The 22411-nt window shown below is 38.3% G+C and carries 15 protein-coding genes, 1 tRNA gene and 1 pseudogene; 7 read left to right on the top strand and 10 right to left on the bottom strand.

Going from position 1 to position 22411, the window contains the following annotated elements:
* Positions 1 to 107: 107 nt before the first annotated feature.
* The 5 genes from sixA to ANSO36C_RS23560 all read right to left on the bottom strand — a co-directional run bounded on the left by sixA (position 108) and on the right by ANSO36C_RS23560 (position 5376).
* Positions 108 to 602, bottom strand: coding sequence for a phosphohistidine phosphatase SixA (gene sixA, locus ANSO36C_RS23580; RefSeq protein ID WP_251956480.1), 495 nt, complete (start codon positions 600 to 602; stop codon positions 108 to 110).
* Between the two features lie 274 nt (positions 603 to 876).
* Positions 877 to 2118 carry an HNH endonuclease gene (locus ANSO36C_RS23575; protein WP_251956479.1) on the bottom strand — a complete coding sequence of 414 codons (1242 nt, stop codon included), beginning with the start codon at positions 2116 to 2118 and terminating at the stop codon, positions 877 to 879.
* Positions 2119 to 2242: 124 nt separating this feature from the next.
* Entirely contained in the window at positions 2243 to 2713 is a 471-nt protein-coding gene (locus ANSO36C_RS23570) for a DUF29 domain-containing protein (RefSeq protein ID WP_251956478.1), read from the bottom strand.
* A 175-nt stretch (positions 2714 to 2888) separates the two neighbouring features.
* Entirely contained in the window at positions 2889 to 4172 is a 1284-nt protein-coding gene (locus ANSO36C_RS23565) for a DHH family phosphoesterase (protein WP_251956477.1), read from the bottom strand.
* Between the two features lie 706 nt (positions 4173 to 4878).
* The gene (locus tag ANSO36C_RS23560; RefSeq protein ID WP_185584956.1) at positions 4879 to 5376 is read right to left on the bottom strand and encodes an HNH endonuclease; all 498 of its coding nucleotides are present in this window, start codon (positions 5374 to 5376) and stop codon (positions 4879 to 4881) included.
* 505 nt (positions 5377 to 5881) lie between these two features.
* On the opposite strand from ANSO36C_RS23560, the pseudogene alr reads away from it, so the two are divergent.
* From alr to ANSO36C_RS23545, 3 genes and pseudogenes are all read left to right on the top strand, one after another.
* A pseudogene (alr, locus tag ANSO36C_RS23555) lies at positions 5882 to 7070 on the top strand (alanine racemase).
* Positions 7071 to 7198: 128 nt separating this feature from the next.
* Positions 7199 to 7280: transfer RNA gene (locus ANSO36C_RS23550), tRNA-Leu, on the top strand.
* Positions 7281 to 7381: 101 nt separating this feature from the next.
* The gene (locus ANSO36C_RS23545; RefSeq protein ID WP_251956476.1) at positions 7382 to 7933 is read left to right on the top strand and encodes a 2'-5' RNA ligase family protein; all 552 of its coding nucleotides are present in this window, start codon (positions 7382 to 7384) and stop codon (positions 7931 to 7933) included.
* Here the strand turns inward: ANSO36C_RS23545 and ANSO36C_RS23540 are convergent.
* Positions 7868 to 9301, bottom strand: a complete 1434-nt coding sequence (locus ANSO36C_RS23540; protein WP_251956475.1) for an NB-ARC domain-containing protein — start codon at positions 9299 to 9301, stop codon at positions 7868 to 7870. The genes ANSO36C_RS23545 and ANSO36C_RS23540 overlap by 66 nt on opposite strands.
* Positions 9302 to 9550: 249 nt before the next feature.
* Here ANSO36C_RS23540 and ANSO36C_RS23535 point away from each other — a divergent pair, with 249 nt between their 5' ends.
* Positions 9551 to 10324, top strand: coding sequence for a hypothetical protein (locus tag ANSO36C_RS23535; protein WP_251956474.1), 774 nt, complete (start codon positions 9551 to 9553; stop codon positions 10322 to 10324).
* Between the two features lie 411 nt (positions 10325 to 10735).
* Complete coding sequence (locus tag ANSO36C_RS23530; RefSeq protein ID WP_251956473.1) at positions 10736 to 11356, top strand: peptidoglycan-binding domain-containing protein; 621 nt, start codon at positions 10736 to 10738, stop codon at positions 11354 to 11356.
* Positions 11357 to 11691: 335 nt separating this feature from the next.
* Here ANSO36C_RS23530 and cobO read toward each other — a convergent pair whose 3' ends face one another.
* The 4 genes from cobO to ANSO36C_RS23510 all read right to left on the bottom strand — a co-directional run bounded on the left by cobO (position 11692) and on the right by ANSO36C_RS23510 (position 16033).
* Positions 11692 to 12369 (bottom strand): cob(I)yrinic acid a,c-diamide adenosyltransferase, encoded by a 678-nt coding sequence (cobO, locus tag ANSO36C_RS23525; RefSeq protein WP_251956472.1) that lies wholly within the window; start codon positions 12367 to 12369, stop codon positions 11692 to 11694.
* A gap of 654 nt (positions 12370 to 13023) precedes the next feature.
* Positions 13024 to 13149 (bottom strand): hypothetical protein, encoded by a 126-nt coding sequence (locus ANSO36C_RS23520; RefSeq protein WP_251956471.1) that lies wholly within the window; start codon positions 13147 to 13149, stop codon positions 13024 to 13026.
* A gap of 124 nt (positions 13150 to 13273) precedes the next feature.
* Positions 13274 to 14845, bottom strand: a complete 1572-nt coding sequence (gene tnpC / locus ANSO36C_RS23515) for an IS66 family transposase (RefSeq protein ID WP_251955770.1) — start codon at positions 14843 to 14845, stop codon at positions 13274 to 13276.
* Between the two features lie 27 nt (positions 14846 to 14872).
* Positions 14873 to 16033 carry a plasmid pRiA4b ORF-3 family protein gene (locus ANSO36C_RS23510; RefSeq protein ID WP_251956470.1) on the bottom strand — a complete coding sequence of 387 codons (1161 nt, stop codon included), beginning with the start codon at positions 16031 to 16033 and terminating at the stop codon, positions 14873 to 14875.
* 176 nt (positions 16034 to 16209) lie between these two features.
* On the opposite strand from ANSO36C_RS23510, the gene ANSO36C_RS23505 reads away from it, so the two are divergent.
* Positions 16210 to 16746, top strand: coding sequence for a nucleotidyltransferase family protein (locus ANSO36C_RS23505; protein ID WP_251956469.1), 537 nt, complete (start codon positions 16210 to 16212; stop codon positions 16744 to 16746).
* A gap of 184 nt (positions 16747 to 16930) precedes the next feature.
* Positions 16931 to 22348, top strand: coding sequence for a trifunctional serine/threonine-protein kinase/ATP-binding protein/sensor histidine kinase (locus ANSO36C_RS23500; RefSeq protein WP_251960426.1), 5418 nt, complete (start codon positions 16931 to 16933; stop codon positions 22346 to 22348).
* Positions 22349 to 22411: the final 63 nt, after the last annotated feature.

Below are 22411 nucleotides of genomic sequence, written 5' to 3'. Positions count from 1 at the left end.
GCAACACCATTTACTTTTTGAAATATCTGATCAAGCTAACTTACCAGAAATTTATTGTCGCCATAACAGTAGCCGTTCTAACAACAATCGAAAATGTTGAAAAACTGTTATAGCAGGTACTTGGGTGGTGTCAACCAAAACATCTGACTACGACCCAAAGGAGAACCTGTTTCTGGTAGTTTTATCCCAATCATACCTGCTTTTTTCAAGACTAAGCTTTCTTTGACTTCCCCCCATAGGAGAATTTCTGCCCAATTGGTCAAATCTGGTTCGTGTCCAACCAGTGCCAGTTGAGTATTTTGGGAATAATTTCTTGGCTCTAACCAGTCTTTTAGCCAACTAGAAAGTTGACCATCATGGACAAGGTGGCTAGATTCCTCTAACTGGGCGCTTAGTTTTTCTGCTATCAGGATATCAGCCGTTTGGCGGGCCCGCACTAAGGGGCTGCTGAGAATCAAATCAAACTTTAATCCCAATTTAACAAGTTTCTGGGCAACTTTCTCAGTTTTTTGCCTTCCTTCCTTGGTAAGGCTGCGCTCTTCATCCTTAATGCCTAATCCCTTGTCTTCGGCAATGCCATGACGAATTAAGTATAGTTCCATACTCTGTATTATGAGTTATCAGTTAGGCTGCTCTTATGCAATGTTAGAACGCTATCCACCACTTAGCAATCTGTCATATTCTGGATGCGATCCAATCCAAAACCATACAAAATTATCATCTTCTTTTACAGCAAGCGCCCGATAATATATACCAATACGCACTGACGAAAACTGACCGAATTTTTTGAAATTCATAATTTAGATAAATCAAGCTTGTCATTCTCTAACTTAAATATACAAGTACTTTCGAACAAAATAACTGAATTTATTTAGGCTAAATATTTTGATGCCATTTACACTGCTGCAACCTCTGCTTCAAAAATTCTTGGTTGGGACGGCACGTTTCATCTTTTGGAACTCGTATCTCTTTACCATCGATTGTTTTATATTCAGTTTCTTTGAGAAGAGGGGAAATATGTACCTTCATTGTTTTTGGATCGATAACAATGAGGTTTAAATCAAATAAGGTATGTAAGTCAGCACGTAACAACAAACCATTTGACGGATGATTATTTTCCGTTTCAATATAAGGAATAATGTGGGCAGCTTCAAGTGCAGCCTCAGCATCAAAATTTGTAATTGCACATTTGCAAGAATAGGCTTTCAGCAAAGATTGACGAAACTGTGATTGACCCTGCCTCCTAACTATTGATACAGCAATTTTTTGACGAGCCTCGGTATCACTTGTAAAAGTGAAGAAATTTTCCTTATCAAGCTCTTCTCTGGCAGGTAATAGTTCCTTCATCTCTGGCGATGTCTTCGCCAGAGATGATTTTTCAGGCTGCGGTTCTATTGGTTTTGGAGGCTTAGATATCTCCCTCTCCCTATTCAAAATTGATTTACAATTCTTTATTCTCTCAATTGCTTTGCCATCTTTTGGATCAACTTCTAAAGCTCGTTGATAAGCATCAATTGCAGCTTGATAGTCCTTTTTTTTCTTCCAGTCATCCCCTTGCTCCACAAATACGTCAACAAGTCTTCGCCCTTTTTCTAACCTTTGGTATTTGAGAGAATGTTCCTTCCATTCTGAATCCAAAGAGGAAGCAGCTTTACTATTAAATCTACAACCACTGCCTCCAAAGTTAAAATTGATACCTTGAAATTGAGGTAATTTTCTTAAATTCTTTTGTTCCAGAGGTAAATCAAAGTCAACAACTGAATCTATTTTAATGCAAACGAAAAAACATCCAGCAGAATCAAATATATATGCTGCACTTAAATCTAAATGTTTATATTTATCTAAAGTCTTGAGTTGTTGAGTTTCTGGTGCTGCAATCACATAACCAGCAGCAATAAAGCCAATAGGTTCATTACCAATATTTCCACTTCTCTTAAAATAGGCTCTATCCCCAACTTCTATAAATTTGGAATTTCCACAACTCCAGGGTGTTTCATAGTATTCTCCTGACGCAATCTCTGATTTTATTAAACCAGGAAGTTCCATATTTTTAATGACTCCTTTTTCAGGGTGGTCATATTCTGCTTCGCCGTTGCAAAGAAAAATTATAGTTTCCATCAAATATAAAAATGACTAATCATGATTATCATGATGTTAGCCATTTAGTATACTAAATATAAGCAGTATATTTACTTACTTTAAGTATGGCATCGTGATTGTCGTAGCGCAAATAACCTTACGATTATTCCTCAGCGTTAGGATAAAAGTCTAAGTCTAAAATCTCATCAACAGAAAACGGACAAGCGATCGCAAAGTTATCTTCTGATAAACTTGTTTCCACCATTGCCTCTCGCCGCGCTCTTTGATAGGTAGTATTTATCCACTCGGCATCATTTAAGAAACGTCGTAAGCTGGGACTTTCTTGCAGCAATTCATTTATATTCAGTCGCTCACGGGTAATGGTCACTTGCCAACTGTGGCTACGACGTTCTGGTGGATACTTCCACTTCAGCAAATGCGATAACACCAACCGCAACGCACTTTGCAACGCCCGTTGTTGACTCTTACCCAAGTCCACCACTTCCTCAATTAAGTGTTCTAAATCCAACGTGTCCCACTGGTGCGATTGCAAAAGCTTTACTGTTTGCTCTACCCAAGCATAAAAATCTTGCTCATATAGAGTTTGTAAGATTTGGAGTTTTATAGACTTCATGGCGCTTCTCCTTGGCAAATAAATAGGTAGGCGCAAGTTAACTTTGATTTAGTTGAGCATTCCTCATAAAAACCAAATTCCCGACTTTTATCAAAAATCGGGAAAGGATGCTATCTGAACAAACACTTTGACTGCTGCATTAGTTAGGAGTTCTCCGCCTCTCCTTGATACGTCTCTACTCCGACTGAATCGGATTATCTCTAGGATTAACTAACCTCAGCAATTTTTGCTTAATTTGAGTGTCAAATACTTCCCATTTCATTTTTGCATAAGCGGAATTTTCGTTGCTGCCGGATAAGAAGCCCATAGGAATTTCAAAACCGCCTGCGCTTGTCCTTCCACCGCCAAAAAAGCGCCCTGCACTATCTTGTCCAAAGGCTTCTTTGATGAATTCATCGGGGTCAAGGGTGAGTTTGCTGGTTCTCAGGGAGCCAATGACTATTTCTAGTTCTTCGTCTTCATCGTGAACAATGCCATAAACTACGGCGGTGTGGACGTTTTCTTCGGTGACGAGAAAATCAGCCGCTTGGGGAATGGCGTCACGGTCTTCGTAGCGTAAATAACCAACACCAGCAATGGAAAAGTTATTTTGGACGATACGATTTTTGAGCGATCGCTCGATCACATCCATTACCCGCTTGGAACGGTTCGCCTGTAAAATGGCGTTTAGCAGTTGAGCGTCATAAAATCGGCTTAAATACGCAGCTGCCATAAAGTCTTCTTCTTGCGCTTGCATTAACCGATTTGTATCCGATCGCAAGCCATGCATCAAGGCAGTAGCGCATTTAACGTGTTGATTTATGCTGGTATCTAATGCTAATAATCCCGTTTGCAGATATTGAGTAAAAATTGTTGCTGTCGCTCTTACATAAGGACGGATATCCTCAAACTCTGATTGCAGATCACCTTGGATACTGTGATGATCGATGAGTACCACTAGGGGAATTCCAGCCTGCTGCACCGATGACAGTAGTTGTGAAGTGGTTCCCTGATTATCAATTAATACAAAACCTTGATAACACGACAAATCTTTGGTTTTTAAGGTTTGCGGTGTCCAGCGATGGATCGGTAAATTAGTCAGCCTCACCAAGGCAATATTTTCTTGATGGCTTAATGCGCCAGCATAAATGATTTCACATTTGATATCATACTGCTGGGCAATTAACTGGTAAGCCCAGGCACAGGAAAGGGCATCAGGGTCAGGAAAATCTTGCAGAATTACCAGTTGGCGATCGTGTCGGTGTGCCAGAAGGGTTTTTTGCAGTTCTTCTGACTTTTGTTGTGCCAGAGAATTACCACGGTGATTGAGATATATAGCTCCTTCACCTACCGATGGCGGTAATGATGGACTTTTAAAGGCAACTTCCACTGGCGCTTTCTCGATTTCAGGTTCCTCTGGGTTTGGCTCTTTGGTTAACGACAAACTCTCAAATTGAGTAACGGGAGAATTCAAGTACATAGGAACTTTTTTAAAGTGTGAGGCTCCTTTAATTCAGAAATACTACGAGCAGCAATTCACTGAATTTAGCCACATTATTATGATCTTCGCAAAAATCTCAAGACATTGCACTATACATCTAAGTATATTTTTTATCAAGAACAACGCTCAACAATCAACTAAATTCCATTAGAGGGAGTATGGGGGTTTGAAAGTATATTCGGCTGTCTCTAGCAGCATAATTCTGTTTTCGGAGTTTTTCCTCTCTTCCATAAATTGAATCAACGGGATTTTTCTCTGACTTAAGGTATATTTTCTATTTTATACTTTAGGGTTAGTCCTTGATATTTGAAATATTCTTATGCTCAATATTCTCATTATTGTGACTATTGAGCAATTAGCAATTATTTTTGATGAATAATACGTGTTTTGTATCCCCTTTGAAATTCTGCTAATTTAGGGACTTTGAGTAAAAAAACTACTGTAGGGGCACAAGACCTTGCCATAGGTGTCAACTTAACGTAAAAACCAGTCTAGAAAAAGCTTTTAGGATTGCCTCGTTCCCCTGCTCCGACTGGGAATGCCCGTCGTTGGGGCTGCCGCCTCCCTTACTGGCGGCAGCAGCCCCAAGAGCAGCATTTCCAGCCCAGAGGCTGGAAACGAGATTTGAAAAGGCTTTTAGCTTAAGTTGACACCAATGAAGGCCTTGCACCCCTCTACTTTTTGCTCAAAGACCTATAACATACTTTTGCCACTCTGTATGCAGCCCACTCTTAAGATGTTTGCTGACCTCGAAATAGAGGCTGCTATAAGGTTGGCGAGGGGGATGACGCAAAGGCATGTGAGCTTCGTGGGGAGTCCTGCTGCCTTTTTTGACATTGCAACGGACACAAGCTGTCACAATGTTTTCCCAACTATCGCCTCCGCCGCGCGATCGCGGTATTACATGGTCTAGTGTCAACTCATCCCCTGTGTAGCCACAATATTGACAAGCATGACCATCACGGTGCAATATATTTCGGCGAGTCAGAGGAATTTCTTTATAAGGAACACGTACATAGTGACGCAACCGGATCACGGTCGGCAACGGGAAATCCGAGTAAAGGAATTTACCGTTGTGTTCCACGCGTTCTGCTTTGCCCTTAATCAACAGAACGACAGCGCGACGCCAGCTCGTTATATTGAGAGGTTCGTAAGAGGCGTTTAAGACTAAAACCTTCCCCATTTATCTGCGCTCAGGGTGTTAGCTTTACATAAATGTTAACACAAATACATCCTGCAAGGGAGATGAGAATAAATTATACTTTCGGAAGAATTCGGAAATTAAGTTATGAGTGAAAAGTTAGGAGTTAGGAAGTAAAATTTCTAACCAAACGCAAAAAAAACTTACCGTAGTTTAATGCAAAAAACGATGTTTTCATCTGGGTAGATGGTTTTTAGCTGAATGGGATGCTCTTTTAGATGGAACGCTTAAGGTTAAAAGACAATTATCTTAAGGGTTTGCGCTTATTTTAGTGTCATTGGTTTTAGAGAGTTTTTGCATAAGTCTTAAACTGCATTAACTCTTCACTTCTAAGTCACAAATCTTAATTTTTACTTTAATACCGCAATATCTTGTATCAATTTCAATATGAAGGTTAAACTTCCTAGTTAATCTGATCTCGCTTTTAGGAGCGTGTATAGATAAATAACTTGAAAGTATAGCTGTGGTGGGATAGGAGTAAGTACAAATGTTAAGTCGCAAACAAATCCCTGGTGTAATTACTAATCAGCAGTGCGACACCTACGCGTGGTTTTCGCAACGAGCTTGGGTAGAAATTGATTTAGGGGCGTTGTCGTATAACGTACAGCAATTAGTGCAGTTTTTATCGCCGCGTACCCAGTTGATGGCAGTAGTAAAAGCTGATGCTTATGGACATGGTGCGGTGACAGTTGCTCAAACCGTAATCGAATCGGGAGCTAGTTGGCTGGGAGTCGCTACAGTTCCAGAAGCTATTCAATTGCGAGAAAGGCGGGATTCAAGCGCCCATTTGATTTTAGGGGCAACTCATACACCAGAGCAGATTCATGCGATCGCAGAATGGAAACTTCAGCCCACACTCTGTAGCCCTAAACAAGCTTTGGTATTTTCTGACACTCTAGAATCGATGAATTATGGTTCTCCAGTGCCAGTACATATCAAATTAGACACGGGAATGTCTAGGCTGGGAACTAATTGGCGAGCAAGCTGGTGAATTTGTCCAGTTAGTCCAGCGCTTACCACATCTATCTATTGCCAGTGTTTATTCTCATTTGGCAACAGCAGATGATCCTGATACGACGGTAATGGAAGAACAGCATAGACGATTTGAGGAAGCGATCGCGCAAATCAAAGCAATGGGAATTCAGCCACCCTGTTTGCACTTGGCAAACTCAGCCGCCGCACTCACAGATTCAGCATTGCACTACGACATTGTGCGAGTAGGTTTAGCTGTTTACGGTCTCTACCCAGCAACCCATTTACAAAATTCGCTCGACCTCAAGCCAGTTTTACAACTTAAAGCACGAGTCACCCAAGTTAAAACAATTGCCGCAGGAACAGCTGTTAGCTACGGCCATCAATTTATAGCCCCGCGTGAACTTCGCCTCGCCGTCGTCGGAATTGGCTATGCTGACGGTGTGCCTCGCAGTCTTTCCAACAAAATGCAGGTGTTAATTCGCGGTCAGAGAGTGTCGCAAATCGGGACAATTACAATGGATCAATTGATGCTGGATGTGAGTGCTATACCTAATATCCAAGAAGGGGAAGTAGTCACCTTACTAGGGGAACAGGGAAAAGAACAAATTTCAGCAGACGATTGGGCAGAACAATTAAATACTATTTCTTGGGAAATTCTCTGTGGCTTTAAGCATCGTTTGCCTCGTGTTGCAGTCATGTAATTGGGAATGGGGCATGGAGAAGAGGCAGAGGGGTAGGGAGCAGGGAGCATTTCTTCTTAATCTCCCCCTGCTTCTTTCTCATTTTCTATTCACAAAAATAATTTCTTATGCTATGATAATAAACTGATGCGGATGTGGCGAAATTGGCAGACGCGCTAGATTTAGGTTCTAGTTCCGAAAGGAGTGAAGGTTCAAGTCCTTTCATCCGCACTTTGAAGAAATTAAATTGCCTTATTTAGGCTGGTAATGATACTTGAGTTAAAACTTCAAGGATAGTTACCAGCCTATTTTAATGTTGCTTAAATAAATAGATGAGCCGTTTTTTTGTCGCCCTCCTACCACCGCAAGACATTCAAGATTACGCCAACCAGATTAAGCAGTACTTTGCCGATCGCTATGCTAGTAGTAACGCGCTAAAATCTCCGCCGCATATTACCTTGCAACCGCCCTTTGAATGGGAAAATACCAGCTTGCCACTGCTAGAAGCATCCTTGGAAGAGTTTGCTAGTAGACAACAGCCAGTATTCATTACACTCAGGGGGTTTGATGCCTTTGCACCTCGTGTCATATACATTAATGTTGTCAGAAGTCAAGAGCTTTTAACTTTGCAAGCTGATTTAATGATTTATATAGAAAGCAACTTAGGAGTTGTTGACAAGGTTTCTAAAACCCGCCCTTTCGCGCCTCATATAACGGTTGCTTTTCGGGATTTAAAGAAGCAAAACTTTAAAGCTGCTTGGACAGAGTTTCAAAAGCGTGAGTTAGATTTTGAGTTTAGTGCTGACAAATTAACCTTGTTACTTCACGACAGTAAGCGCTGGAATATTAAACGAGAGTTTGATTTTTTCTCTGGTAATAATTGAGCTATTTTTTTGTAATTGACGCTGGCGAGATTTGATGCTGGAGCTAATTTTATTTTGGATTAATTGGTGATTTATATATTCTCTGATCATTGGCGCTATAGAAAAAAGAGTAGTATTTCTTTCTACGAGAGAGCGCTCTTGCAAAGATTCCAAAGCATCTAGTATTTGTTGTGGTGGTATAGCAGGTGATATTTGCGATCGCAGTTCTGAAAACGAAGCTGGCTGAGAATTATTTGCTAACCACTCAATAATGATATTTTCTATATCCGACAATCCTTTAAAGTACTCTTTTAAAAACTGGTTAATTTCGTCAAATACTAAGGTTTTTTGGGTTAAGAATTCGGAAATATTACCGTCAAATAACCTGTAAATTTTGTGAGAAGCTATATTTAATAACAATGGATTACCTGCATAGCTCTTAATCAATTGATGCCAATCACTACTTAAACCACAAAAATTACCCTTGGTTTTAAATATTTTTTCTACTTCTATTACTTGTAAGCCTTTTAATTGCAACACCCTAACAGGTAAATTTTCTCCTATCATTCGCCTAATTTCTTTCGGAGTTTCATTACTTGTAAGCACTAAGCAGCTTTGATGAAGTGTTTCTGATACTCGTGTTATGAGTTCGTTATAACCATCATCATCTTGACGGTAATATCTAATATCATATTTACCGGAAGTTTTTTGTAAAACTGTCTCTAAATTATCTAATATCAATAAACAACGGGTATTTTTTAAATAATGTATCAACTGCGAAATTCTACCGTCTAAAGTTTTTGATAAATTAGTTTCCTGCCCATTTGATAAAACTTTGATTAGTTCTGCTAACATATCTTTGGCTGGTGGAGCATTGCGGAGACTCCGCCAAATCACAAACTCAAACTCATGTTGAATTTGCTCTCCTAGCTTTACTGATAAGCTGGTTTTGCCCATCCCATCCATACCTAACAGAGTCACTAGTCGACAATGTTCTTCGAGAATCCAGTGTTTTAGTGTCTTTAGTTCTGCTGTGCGTTCCAAGAATGCAGAGATATCGGGTGCTTCACCCCAATCAGTTAAATTTTTGATTGAATGCTGATTACTAATTGCCTGATCTTTTTGAGCTAGTTGATAATCACTTGGTTCAAGTAATAAATTAAAAGCTCTGAAACAGGTGTTTAGAGTTTGCTTATCAACTCCTACTTGGCAATGAAACACCTTCATAACTGTATCTGGATCTAAGCCAGTGCGATCGCTTAAATCTTCTAAAGTGTAACGTTTATCTAGATTTTCCCAACTTTGTGCTTGACATTTTGCCGTTTGAAGTTTCTGAAATCCTTGAGGTGTAAGAATAACGCCCCGTTTACGCCTACGTTGTAGTTCCATTATTGGCCCTTCACTTTTGTACATACACTCCTAAAGTAATAATCAGTAGTTAGCGCCTATAATATGCCGTCAAATATCTATTCAACTAAAGAGGATGCTACAAAGATGAGATATGCTTTTCCTGAAATCAGGTTTGTTAAATATTATGAATATTTAGATTTTAAGTTTATTTCTTAAGTTTCTTAACTTCGGTTGTTAAAGCAGGGTTATACGTGCAGAATACAAAAAGTTTTCCAATTCAGAAATCCAGTGAAAAAGTTAAGTCGCATTTTCATAGTTATTCTCACCTTTATTCTTTGGCTAGGTGGGCTAAGTCCGGCTTTAGCAGATTCTCCTGCAAAAACAGTATTAGGTATAACCAGCCTTTACAACACCCCAGAGCAACAAAAACAAGGAGTTAAGGTTTATCAAGATATACTCAAATACGGAATTGCTACCCCTTTTGCTCTTCCTCCGAATTTTCAGATTCCTGCCACTAAAGAAGAGTTTGATGAAAAAGTAGTACCAGGACTAATCAAAATACTTGGAGATGGTTCAGTTACTAAAGCTTGGTTCGACTTCCAAGCTGGACAAGCTCAAATTGCTACCAAAGAATTATTTAGTATTGATGCTCCCTTGGGACAAAAAATATATAGTGTAGTAGCTGGAAAGCCTGTGCAGCAATGTCCGCTAAAAATTGAAGATACTCAAATTGATTTCTTTCTAGATTCAGATAAAGCAGCTAATAGAGCTAAAGAACTAGACGAGCAAGGTTACTTTATCTACGTTTCTCCTGTTGAAGAATTACGTCGGAAAGTACTTAATGGTTTGTACGATCAATATAGCAGTGGAAGTAATAATCCATCTTGTTTCTTAGTTAACGGCACTACTAAGAAGATTACAGTTGATTTCCAAGATCCAGATATTTACCCTTTACTTCCTCCTGAATTGCAGTCGCCAGGGAAGAACAAACCACTCGTTTTCTTACCTAAAAATGGTAATGAGTTTTTATACGTTGTCAATGCCAGACAGTTACTTAGCTAGGACTCCACCACATTAATTTTGATAAGTTCGTAGTGGGTAGCACAATTAGCTGTGCTACCTTACTGCGTAGTATCATCAATAGTTGAGAATAAGCGATCGCTCAATATTTTGACGCTGTGTACTTATCTACGCCGAACGTCTGCGAGAAAAGCAGCTTGTCGTTACGCATCGCTTAACTTTTAGAACGCCTTGCAAAGAAGAAATGTTAGATTTATTTATTCCTACTTACCCAATTTTTGTAAAACAGGATACATTAAATGGTAGTTTAGTAGCAAAGGAACCAAAAAGTATGGCCGTTAGCAGCCCTGAAGTCATCCGTCATATATTGATCGGACTGGGATATTTAGCTCCTGAGATTGATCTAAGCCGGATCTGACTAAATTTGCTCCCTGGAAACGGAATAACAACTCCTTGACAGATGATGCTACAGAAGAAGCCATTAAAAAGTTTCAAAAACAGTATTCACAAAAACTTAAGGTTAATGGTAACGCTGATGCGGAAACTCGAACTGTAATGGAAGATACAGTTAAAGGGCTTCAGAATAGATTGAAGTTTCACGGTTTTGCAACCAATGCCGAAATTCCAACAGACTTGCCTTTTTATGGGCCAGCCACTTATACAGCAGTCAAAAAATTTCAGAAATCTCAGGGTTTAACTGAAAATGGCATTGCTACTGTTGAACAGCGTCAACTTCTACAGCAACCTAGCCTAACAGGTAAACCTCAGCCTCAGCCCCAGTCACAACTCAAGTTGATAGATTTGTGCTTCCAATTCAAAAACAATCCTAAAAATCCTTCTTACATCGCAGCCCTAAATAACTTACAACTAAATCTACCCAAGGACGTTTTACACAAAGTTACTAACAAATGGAGGGGAACAAACGATCAAAATCCTGAGATTGTCAAGCTGACAAATCTGTTTACTTATTATGATGACAACAATGCAAACCATCGTGATGCATTACAGCACTTACAAAGTCAGATGACCCCAGCCATCTCTCAAGCATTTTTAAGTCTCTGGAATAAGAAATAAACAATTGAGACGTAGGTAGCAATCCACTCTGATTTTTACTCCCCTTCCCTGCAAGGGAAGGGGCTGGGGGTTAGGTTTTTATTGGATTCAACAGAAAAGCAAAATATATTTTTTCACTTTTGTATCTGTATCATCTGAGACATATTTTTTGATAATCTAAAAAACATCTAATTTGCATAATCGAATTAAATATAACTCTTGCGGGGTGGGCATCTTGCCCGTCCAGCTTATGCAATTTAAATGTGGAACAGCTTATTTTTTAGATTTCATCCTGTAACTAATTTTATTTTCGATTGAGTAGGAAACCTAGTTTTTTAACAATCCTGAATTCTGATTTAATACTCAATTCCAGGTTGTGCTTTGACACCTTGATCGCGGAAAGGGTGCTTAACTAGGGTCATTTCTGTTACTAAATCAGCACGCTCAATTAAAGCCGATGGTGCGCCTCTACCTGTGAGAATAACGTGTTTGTTGGCTGGTTTTTGTGCTAAACCTGCTAAAACGTCTTCTACTGGTAAATAACCCATTTTGAGGGCAATATTGATTTCGTCTAATAACACCAGATGAAAATCTGGATTGCGGATGTATTCTAATGATTTTTCCCAGGCGGCGCTAGCTTTGTCAAGATCGCGATCGCGGTCTTGAGTTTCCCAGGTAAAGCCTTCACCCATTGCGTGGAATTCTATCTGGTCTTCCCAAAAACTGAAAACCCTTTTCTCGGAAGGTTCCCAGCTACCTTTGATGAATTGGACGATCGCTACTTTATACCCATGACCTAGCGATCGCAACACCATCCCCAAAGCCGCAGTTGTTTTACCTTTACCGTTACCAGTATTTACAATAATTAACCCTTTTTCTGGTACAGCTTCTGCTATCCGCTTGTCTTGGACTTCTTTGCGTCGCTGCATCTTTTTGCGGTACTGTTCATCAGTCAAAGATGAAGACATGACTTCATCAATCAAGCGTCCAATCTCTTTGTCTGGGTTTAATTCTTCTGGTGTATCGTTTTTCATCAACCTTGTTTAGAAATTAACTGTTAAAAGTGTTGATAATGAACCAAAATCGTCTCACTTATCCAATTTCACTTAAATCACTCATTAAAAATGTCCAGTAAGTTTTCATTTGAAATATTTAGGACTTACGCAAAAACTCTCTCAAACTCTTATTATTTTGTGACGGCAGTCGCTCATGTGGGAAACCCCAAGACCGCGCTGCCTCTCCTTTGTGTCTTTCTCTAACGAGAGGCTGCGCGTAGCTTGCTTCGACCTAGGAGTATGCAGTTCGTTTTTCATAATTTTGCGTAAGTCCTGATATTAATAGTGTATTAGCTTTATTAACATGATTTACAGACAAGTATGGAAATATATATGATATACGAATTTAAATTATAATTTGAGTTTAGTATTACTGTTTTAAATAATTTAATATGCTTATTAAGGCACTTCACCAATAAAATTTTATCATTTTTTAGTTTGCTACAATCATAACTTATATCAAGTTTGGCTGAATATTTATTATATAGTTGTATATCCACAGTACAAACAAACCCTTCCTGCAAGCTGTTAGTACTTATTCGTTAATAAAAGAACAAGCTATTTATTCCATTTGCTTAATTTAACTAACCCACCTCTGCAATTATCCGTATCTTTGTATCTTTTTAAATGCCTTCATCCTTCATCTTCATCCGATTCATCATCTTCACTCCAATACTGTTGAGGTGCATTTCCATGAACTTCTAAAATCTTGGCTTTTTTGATTTTGTTATCAGGCGAATTAATTGCTTCTAACTGCACATCAAATTTCCAGTTGTCACCAAAATCATAAGTAATCGACCACGGGGCGATCGCAAATTACAACAAAGTTAAACCCATTGAGATCAAAGAGTTAGAGGTCAAAAGAAGCAGATAGCAGACTGATTCAATTTGAGAAATCAAACTGTATAAATTCGTGGGTTTTAAGCAGCATTTTTGACTCTTCAGCAGTGGCAAGAACTTGTGGAAGTAAAGAAGGAGTTGGCTGACCTTGGCGTTTAGCACTAACGGCTTGAGTCAAAAATTCCAAGACATTTCGACGCTGAGACTTAAGAGTGGTCACAACAGTCAACATCCTTTGCACAAAATAACTACCAGCCTGGGTTTGAGAACCAAAACTGGTACGTCGCCATATAACAGCAGGACGTATCGCCCTTTCAGCAGCATTATTAGTTGGTTCTACACCCTCAACTGTCACAAACAACCATAAAGCAGGTTCAACTTTCAGTATTTGGCGGCAAGTGCGGACAGTTTTAGCTAGTGGTGTTTTTTCCTTGGAACCAATCTCATAATTGGCAGCTTCTTCTAGAGAGGAATTAATGGTATTACGAATTGGTTGGACTAAAAGCTGAAACTCACAACGCTTCAAAGTTCCGTCTCTAACTCGATGCCACAGTTCAAATAATTTTTCTTGTTGTTTGACCAGAGCATTTCCGATGTCGCTTGAAACTCCGGGACGCTCGGATATTTTGATGAATTCTCGTTTCAAGTGTGCCCAGCACAATTGGCGTTGCTCTAAACCCACCCAATTGTATGCTGCATACCGATCTGAATTTAAAATCCCGCGAAAGTTTTCACCCAATAGATTACGGGCTGCATCCGAACAACGGGAAAGGGCAATCTCAAAAAACGTCACTAGTGGTGTAACCGCAACCCACAGCCAACCAAGACTTTTTTTGTCATTGCATCCATCAACATTTCCTTGGAAGAAGCTTGTTTCATCAGCTCCAACTACTTGGGAGTTCTGGACGTATATTTTCGCTTCTTCAACTGCACTTTCGACTGCATTGCTTGCTTCAAGTCTCAGGTTATTGACTGTACCCAAGGACATCGAAATTCCAAATATATCTAGCATGGCACTCTGCACCATCCTTTGACTGTGGCGGTAAAGTCCACTCAATACAGTTACAAGAGCCACTACTCTTACACCATAGCCACTTGGATACACATCTTGTGGTAATGTTGCACGAGTTAAAGTACCGCATTCCCCACACATTAGTTGGTGCAGGCGATGTTCTACGATTATTGGGCTGATGGGGGGAATTTCTACGATCTGGTGGCGGTAAGGGTTGGCATCTTCTCCTAATAATATTTCTCCGCAACACCTACAGGTCTTTGGATGGTGGTCTAAAACACTTTCACATTCGGACACATCGTACAAAAACCGACTATGACCCTTGTGCCCTGGTTGCCCCCCTCGCTTTTTACCACTCTTCTTTTTTTCTGGTTTTTTTTCGGCATGAAGTGGATCTAAAGACGGCGGAGATGAGGAATTTTTTGATGTGCAATTGATTTTTTCTAATAGTTCTTGCTGTTTGGCCTCAAGTTCCGCCAACTTTTCTTCTGATTTCTTGATATGCTGCCCCATTCTCTCCACCAGTTGTTTGACCCTGGCTGGAGTCAGGTACCAATCTGAGTCGGAAATTTCAATTCCGTAGGCGAGACAGTTTTCTTCCATGCCTCTTAATCTACCATCTACCTGTACCTATTTTTCACAGTAGCAGCACAACTTCTGTGAACGGTTACAATCATAAAGATAGATCATTTTTCCACCCGGTTCTAGAGGCAAATCACCAATATGTATTTGGTCTGCAAATGGTGGTGTTTCCATATAAGCATGACCGATTTTTATTATGCGACCAAAATGGTCTTTATAACTAAACTCGTACAGGTGATCGTAATCAAAGTCAAAAGCATCAAGAATTGTCTCTGCTAGCCAGCTTAATGGTTTTTTGGCGGGGATAGCAATGCGTCGCCAAGCCTTATAAATGGACACTTTGAAAATATAAATACCATCAGTAAAGCCTTGTTTTGGAACAAGTAAATTATGCTTCCATTCTGGAAAAAATGGTTCTAGATGTGACTGCAATTTTCCAAAAGTTACATTTACATCATCCTGTAATTCTCCGCGTATACCCAGAGGAAAGAGTAACTGTAAAAGAGCATCACCAAAGGGCAAGCGTTGTAAACTAGTGATGCGCCACCCCTTGCCTTCTTGAGGTTTTCCATGTTTGATAGATAACAATCCAAATAACTCTAACAGGGCAACGTTATGCAGACCGGGGTAATAACTAATATCGTGTTGGTGTTCATACTTAGGAAATTTTAAGCCTTTATCTGGGACACGCGGCCAAAGTTGAATACATCTAAATAAATTCCCTAATGAATCTTGATGTTCACCCAAAATTTCGTTATTTCCCCAAATTAACCAAGCTTCTAACAAGTTAAAATAGCGTTCTGTCGAGTTCAGATTTAACCATGATTGCAGAGTTGCTGCATCTAAAACTAAAACCTGCTTCTTCCCTTGGGATTTAATTTGAGCTATCCCAGAACTACGTAATAACAGGTATAGTCCATTAATGTAAGGGTATGATTTTTGTACGGGACGTTTGAGTTTAGTTTCAATTGGGTGACTTAACCGAAAATTAAGTTCTGATAGTATTTTTAGTGGTAGAAGGTTATTGACACTACTAACTTCTACCCCATTTGGTTGCAAAAAATCTATCAGAGTTTGAAAGTCATGTAGAATCGTGCCAGGTTGATTTTCGTTAATACTGAGTTCTTGTAGAAGTTGTTGTTGTGACTCTGTTAGGGAAGGTAGTTCAGGATTGAGGGTGCGTTCTAGTCGCGCAAATAAATCTTCCATAAATAAAAATTCAAAATTGCAAATTCAAAATTTAACCTTCCGTAAATCTTGCTATTTTTATACTATAAGTTCAGGAGTTACCCTAAGTGTCACCGCAGGACTATCAACACCGTAAATTTAATGAAATGTGAATGATAATATTTTCACCTTCTACTTGATAATCCCAGAAATTTGATATGAATAGTAACACTCGCCTACAGATGATTTTAACTGATACACGTATTGATACAGTATTACGTGCGATCGCTCAACTAAATCTACCTAACTGGTGGTTAGCCGGTGGTGCAGTCCGAAACACCGTTTGGTCTTCAATTTTTGGCAATGAATGTAGATTAGGTATTAAAGATTTTGATATTGCATTTTTTGATACAGAGGGGAACCGTTCTCAAGAACAAGCAGCAAAGACAACCCTCACAGAACAATTCCCTAATGACCTGTTTGATGTCAAAAATCAAGCTAGTTTTGCTCGTTGGCGTACTGGTAGTAGACCTTACGCTAGTACCGAGGAAGCCATTGCAGATTGGCTGCATACTGCTACTGCTGTGGGAGTTCGACTAGATGTCCAAGGACAATGGCAATTTTTCACACCCTACGGGTTAGATGACCTATTTAGTGGCGTTATTCGACCTACGCCAACACATACTCATAACTTAGATGCCGATAATAAAGCATCAGGGTTTTTGCAGAAATGTCCTTATCTGCGGTTGGCTTAAAAGTTACAGTTAGATTTTAGCCACTAGTTTCCCTTACAAGGGAATAACCGCTTTTTAATTTATAACTCCTGGGTACGGAATCTTAATGTTAATAATTTTCTCTAACTGGGAATCATTAAACTAGAACCCATTTCACTACAGAATGGGAGTGATGCTAATTTTGCAAGTTTATAGTCAAAAATCAATGCCAAATTGTACCGGATACCAAATCAACTCGACTCTCTACGAAGGAATCCAAACAATTATTTATCAAACACAAACACCAAAAACACAACAGCCAGTTATCCTTAAGCTACTTAAAAATGAATATCCTACACTCGAAGCCTTTACTCGCCTTAAAAACGAGTATCAAATTCAGCAAAGTTTAGACCATCCCAATATAGTTAAAGCTATCAGTCTCGAAACATTTGAAAATCGTGTGGGACTCTTATTAGAAGACTTTGGTGGTCAGTCTTTGAGCCAATTACTCAAAACAGAAAAACTGGACTTGATTAACCATTTGAAAATCGCTGTTCAACTGACTAAAGCTTTAGACTATTTGCATGAAAATCAGATTATTCATAAAGATATCAAGCCCAATAATATCATCATTAATTCCCAGACAGGTATTGTTAAACTCACTGACTTTGGTATAGCATCGCGCCTCAATAAAGAAAATCCCCAATTTAATAATCCTAACTGCGTTGAAGGCACACTTGCCTATATGTCTCCTGAACAAACCGGGAGAATGAATCGTATTCTTGATTATCGCACAGACTTTTATTCTCTTGGTGTGACTTTATATGAAATGCTCACTCAAAAAACACCATTTGTTAGCCAAGATGCCCTAGAAATAGTTTATAGTCATATTGCTGTACAACCAACAAATCCGCAATCATTAAATTCACAAATTCCATCTGCTATCTCTGAAATTGTGATGAAGCTGATGGCAAAAAATGCAGAGGACAGATATCAAAGTGCGACGGGATTATTAGCAGATTTAGAATTATGTCTCAAACAGTTAGAAACCAAGATTATAATTACTGATTTTGTTCCAGGCCGCTTAGATATATTGAGTCAGTTATTAATCCCCCAAAAATTATATGGGCGTGAAAAACAAGTTAATGAACTGTTAGCCGCATTTGAGCGTGTTACATCTGGGGCTAGTGAAATGATGCTAGTCTCTGGTTATTCTGGTATTGGTAAATCAGTTTTAGTAAACGAAATAAACAAACCCATTACTCGCAGACAAGGGTACTTTATTTCTGGCAAATTTGACCAATTAAAACGAAATATACCTTATGCTTCTTTAATTCAAGCTTTTGCTTATTTAATGCGATATCTATTGACAGAAAACAGTGAAATTATAGAAGCATGGCGCAATAAAATATTATCAGCTTTGGGGACAAATGGAAAAGTTATTATTGATGTCATTCCCGAAGTAGAATTAATCATCGGTACGCAACCGGAAGTTGCTCAGATTGGAGCAACAGAATCACAAAACCGCTTCAATCACGTTTTTAAAGAATTTATCCAAGTTTTTACTCAAAAAAAACACCCCTTAGTCATATTTTTAGATGATTTGCAATGGGCAGATTCAGCTACATTAAATTTAATTAAACTGCTAATAACTGATACTGATAGTAAACATTTGCTGTTTATTGGAGCATATAGAGATAATGAAGTTAGCCCGGCACATCCCTTAATCCAAAAGATAGAAGAAATTAAGAATAGCGGCACTATTGTTAATAATCTTGTATTGCAATCTTTAAATTTGGATAATGTGACTAATTTAGTTACTGAAACACTGCAAAAAACAGAGAATAATCAGTATGCAGAGGTCATTTGTAACAAAAAAAATATTAAGCTAGCAGAATTAATTTATAATAAAACAGGTGGGAACCCATTTTTTATAACACAATTAATTCAGGCACTTCATCAAGAGAAGTTGTTAAAGTTTGATTTTGTTAATGCTGAATGGCAATGGAGTTTAGAAAAAATTCAAGCAATTGGGATTACCGATAAAAACGTAGTTGAGTTAGTTGCCAGTCGAGTTGAAAAACTACCAAAATTCACCCAAGATGTTTTAAAATTAGCCGCTTGTGTGGGTGACAGATTTAGTCTAGATGTTTTATCGATAGTCAATGAAAAATCACCTTCTTTGACAGCAAATGATTTACACTCAGCTTTGCAAGCGGGATTGATTCTACCTTTAAGTGAAGCTTATCGCATTCCTTTGGTTTTTAACCAAGAAGAAGCGGTTAATTTAAATTTCGACAGTTCACGAGTGGGTTACAAGTTCTTACATGATAGGGTACAACAAGCCGCATATTCGTTGATTCCAGAAGAACTCAAGAAATCTACTCATTTAAGAATAGGGCAATTGCTCCTGCAAAATGTACCGCAGGAAGAAATAGAAGCTAATGTTTTTGATATTGTCAATCAGTTGAATGTCGGTATCGTTAACCTGATAGAGCAATCTGAAAAAACTGAATTGGCGAGATTAAATTTAATTGCAGGGCGAAAAGCTAAAGCTTCTACAGCTTATGAAGTGGCTCTAAAGTACTTCACAAATGGGATAGAGCTTTTAAATATAGACGCTTGGCAAACTGAATATGCTTTAACCATCGGTTTATATGAAGGAGCCGCAGAGGTAGCCTATCTGGGCGGTAATTTTGAGCAGATGCAACAGTGGGCTGAAGTAGTGCAGCAAGAAGCCAAAGTTCTTTTAGATAAAGTTAAAGTCTATGAAGTACAAATTATCGCTTCTATAATTCAAAGCAAACAACTAGAAGCCATCAAAATAGCAGTATCAATTCTGCAATTGTTAGGAATAAGTTTTCCAGATGAACCAACATCAACTGATATTCAGCAGGGGATGGATGAAATTGCTGCTTCTTTAAAAGGGAAAGCTATTGCAGATTTAATTAACTTACCATTAATGACTGATTATAACAAGATTGCAGCCATGAGAATCTTGATGGGAGTTCTTCCTGCGGCTTTTCAAACTGCTCCTGCAATGATGCCAATTATTGTATGTAATATGGTTAATTTGTCCTTAAAGTATGGGAATACGGCTGTATCTGCCTATGGTTATAGTCTTTATGGATTACTTCTTTGTGGAGTTCAAGGAGAAATTAATCCTGGCTATGAATTTGGGAAATTAGCTTCTAGTTTGGTGTCACAATTTGATTCTCAAGAACTCAAGGCTAAGATTTTGACGGTTGTTAGCGCCCATGTTATGCATTGGAAAGAGCATATTAAAGAGACATTAACATCATCAATGGCAGGGTATGCTAGTGGTCTGGAAACTGGAGATTTAGAATATGCTGGTTATTGTGGTTATATTTATCCTTATCATTCATTTTGGCTGGGTAAAGAACTTTGGGTTTTAGAAAAAGAACTCATAGCTTATTGTGATTCGCTGAAAAAAATCAAGCAGCAAGTAGCTTTAACTTGGAACTTAGTATATTTGCAAACAGTTTTAAACTTGAAAGGAAATTTTGAAAATGTGGACTGTTTAATTGGAGAAGCATACGACGAGCAAAATATGCTGCCAATTCATCAGCAATTAAATGATCTTTATACAATTAACCATTTATTTGTTAATAAACTAATGCTCTCTTACCTATTTGGGGAGTATTTTAAAGCTGTAGAAAATGCTGCGATCGCAGAAAAATCTTTAGGTGGTGTTACAGGCTTGTTTGTTGTTCCAATATTCTATTTTTACGATTCTTTAGCTCACTTGGCAATATATCATACTTCTAAAGAGTTTGAGAAGCAAGCTATTCTCGAAAAAGTTCAAGCTAATCAGCAAAAGATGGAACTCTGGGCTACTCATGCTCCTACAAATCACTTACATAGATTTTATCTCGTGGAGGCGGAACGATATCAGGTTTTAGGTCAAAAGCTTGAAGCTATGGATTATTATGAAACTTCCATTGCTAAATCTCAAGAAAATGGTTTCCTCCAAGAAGAAGCTTTAGCTTATGAGTTAGCTGGGAAATTTTATCAGTCTCTAGGTAAAGAGTTGATTCATCAAACTTATATAACTAAAGCCTATTATGCCTATATTCGTTGGGGTGCGATCGCTAAAGTTAAGCACTTAGAATCAAAGTATGTTTTTCTAGTAGGACAAACTATTACTATAGAAAACACTAATTCAAAAATTGATACAACTCATATTACTACTAACACTACTACCAGTAGCAGCTTGAGCGATTTTATTGATTTTAATGCATTCATCAAGTTTTCACAAGCGATTACTAATGAAATTATTTTAGAAAATTTATTGAGCAAGCTGATCAAAATTTTACTAGAAAATGCTGCCGCCCAAAAAGCAGTACTACTTCTACTTAAAGATAGTCACCTGTATATTGAAGCTTCTGGAAATGCTATTGACGATGTAGTGATGGTTTTACGCTCTATTCCTGTTGAAACCTATCAAGATTTACCTCTGTCTGTGATTAATTACGTTTTCCGAACTCAGCAATATCTTGTACTAAACGATGCAATAGCTACAGAACCTTTTAGCTTTGATATTTATATTCAGAAATCTCAAACAAAATCAATATTTTGTTTGCCCATTATGTACCAATCACAGCTTACTGGTATTATTTATTTAGAAAATCAGCTATCATCAGGAGCTTTTGTTCTCGGAAGGGTAGAGGTATTAAAAGTCTTGGTGTCTCAAATGGCGATTGCCATAGAAAATGCCAGCTTATATACAAAGGCACAAGATAAATCCAGGCAATTAGAACAATCTATAAAAGATTTACAAGAGGCGCAACTACAACTTATCCAAAGTGAAAAAATGTCTTCTCTAGGGAATTTAGTTGCAGGTGTAGCACACGAAATAAATAACCCCATTGGTTTTATTACAGGTAGTATTGCCCAAGCAAAAGATATTGTTAAAGATTTAATAGATTATGTGGAACTGTACCGAGATGAATTTCCTAATCCTGGCGCAAAAATTGAAGAAAAAGCCGAAGAAATTGATATAGATTTCCTGTTAAAAGATTTACCCAAAATGATTGACGGTATGACAGTAGGTACACAGCGTATTCGTAATATTAGTACCTCTCTTCGTACTTTTTCCCGCGCTGATACCACTTCTAAAGTACTAGCTAATATCCACGAAGGCATTGATAGTACTTTGTTAATTTTACAACATCGTTTGAAAGCGGATCATAATCGTCCCGCCATTCAGATTATTAATAATTATGGAAATATCCCGTTAGTAAAATGCTATTTAGGACAATTGAATCAAGTATTTATGAATATTATTGCAAATGCAATAGATGCTTTAGAAGAAGCAAATCTCGGTCGGAGCTTTTTAGAAATAGAAGAAAAGTATCCTAACATAATTACTATCTTAACTAGTGTAGAGCAGGAAAATGTAGTAATTAAAATTAAAGATAATGGCAAAGGAATGCCAGAAGAAGTAAAATCCTGCATTTTTGAAAATTTATTTACGACTAAAGGTGTAGGTAAAGGGACTGGATTAGGATTATCTATTAGTCAGCAGATTATAGTAGAAAAGCACGCTGGAAGTTTGATTTGTGAATCGACTCTGGGACAAGGAACGCAATTTATAATTTCTATTCCCATCTTGGGAGAATAATTTCTCCTAGCAAAATCTGATTCAGTTAGTGATGTTTGACTTCGGAATAAATTTTGATAGTTA

It is taken from the genome of Nostoc cf. commune SO-36, from assembly GCF_023734775.1.
Taxonomy (GTDB): Bacteria; Cyanobacteriota; Cyanobacteriia; order Cyanobacteriales; family Nostocaceae; genus Nostoc; species Nostoc commune_A.
This window is presented reverse-complemented; position numbering and strand designations above follow the sequence as displayed.

Coding starts and splice junctions, on each gene's coding strand:
- sixA (WP_251956480.1), bottom strand. CDS start 602: ATGGAACTATACTTAATTCGTCATGGCATTGCCGAAGACAAGGGATTA.
- ANSO36C_RS23575 (WP_251956479.1), bottom strand. CDS start 2,118: ATGGAAACTATAATTTTTCTTTGCAACGGCGAAGCAGAATATGACCAC.
- ANSO36C_RS23570 (WP_251956478.1), bottom strand. CDS start 2,713: ATGAAGTCTATAAAACTCCAAATCTTACAAACTCTATATGAGCAAGAT.
- ANSO36C_RS23565 (WP_251956477.1), bottom strand. CDS start 4,172: ATGTACTTGAATTCTCCCGTTACTCAATTTGAGAGTTTGTCGTTAACC.
- ANSO36C_RS23560 (WP_185584956.1), bottom strand. CDS start 5,376: ATGGGGAAGGTTTTAGTCTTAAACGCCTCTTACGAACCTCTCAATATA.
- ANSO36C_RS23545 (WP_251956476.1), top strand. CDS start 7,382: ATGAGCCGTTTTTTTGTCGCCCTCCTACCACCGCAAGACATTCAAGAT.
- ANSO36C_RS23540 (WP_251956475.1), bottom strand. CDS start 9,301: ATGGAACTACAACGTAGGCGTAAACGGGGCGTTATTCTTACACCTCAA.
- cobO (WP_251956472.1), bottom strand. CDS start 12,369: ATGAAAAACGATACACCAGAAGAATTAAACCCAGACAAAGAGATTGGA.
- tnpC (WP_251955770.1), bottom strand. CDS start 14,845: ATGGAAGAAAACTGTCTCGCCTACGGAATTGAAATTTCCGACTCAGAT.
- ANSO36C_RS23510 (WP_251956470.1), bottom strand. CDS start 16,033: ATGGAAGATTTATTTGCGCGACTAGAACGCACCCTCAATCCTGAACTA.
- ANSO36C_RS23505 (WP_251956469.1), top strand. CDS start 16,210: ATGAATAGTAACACTCGCCTACAGATGATTTTAACTGATACACGTATT.
- ANSO36C_RS23500 (WP_251960426.1), top strand. CDS start 16,931: ATGCCAAATTGTACCGGATACCAAATCAACTCGACTCTCTACGAAGGA.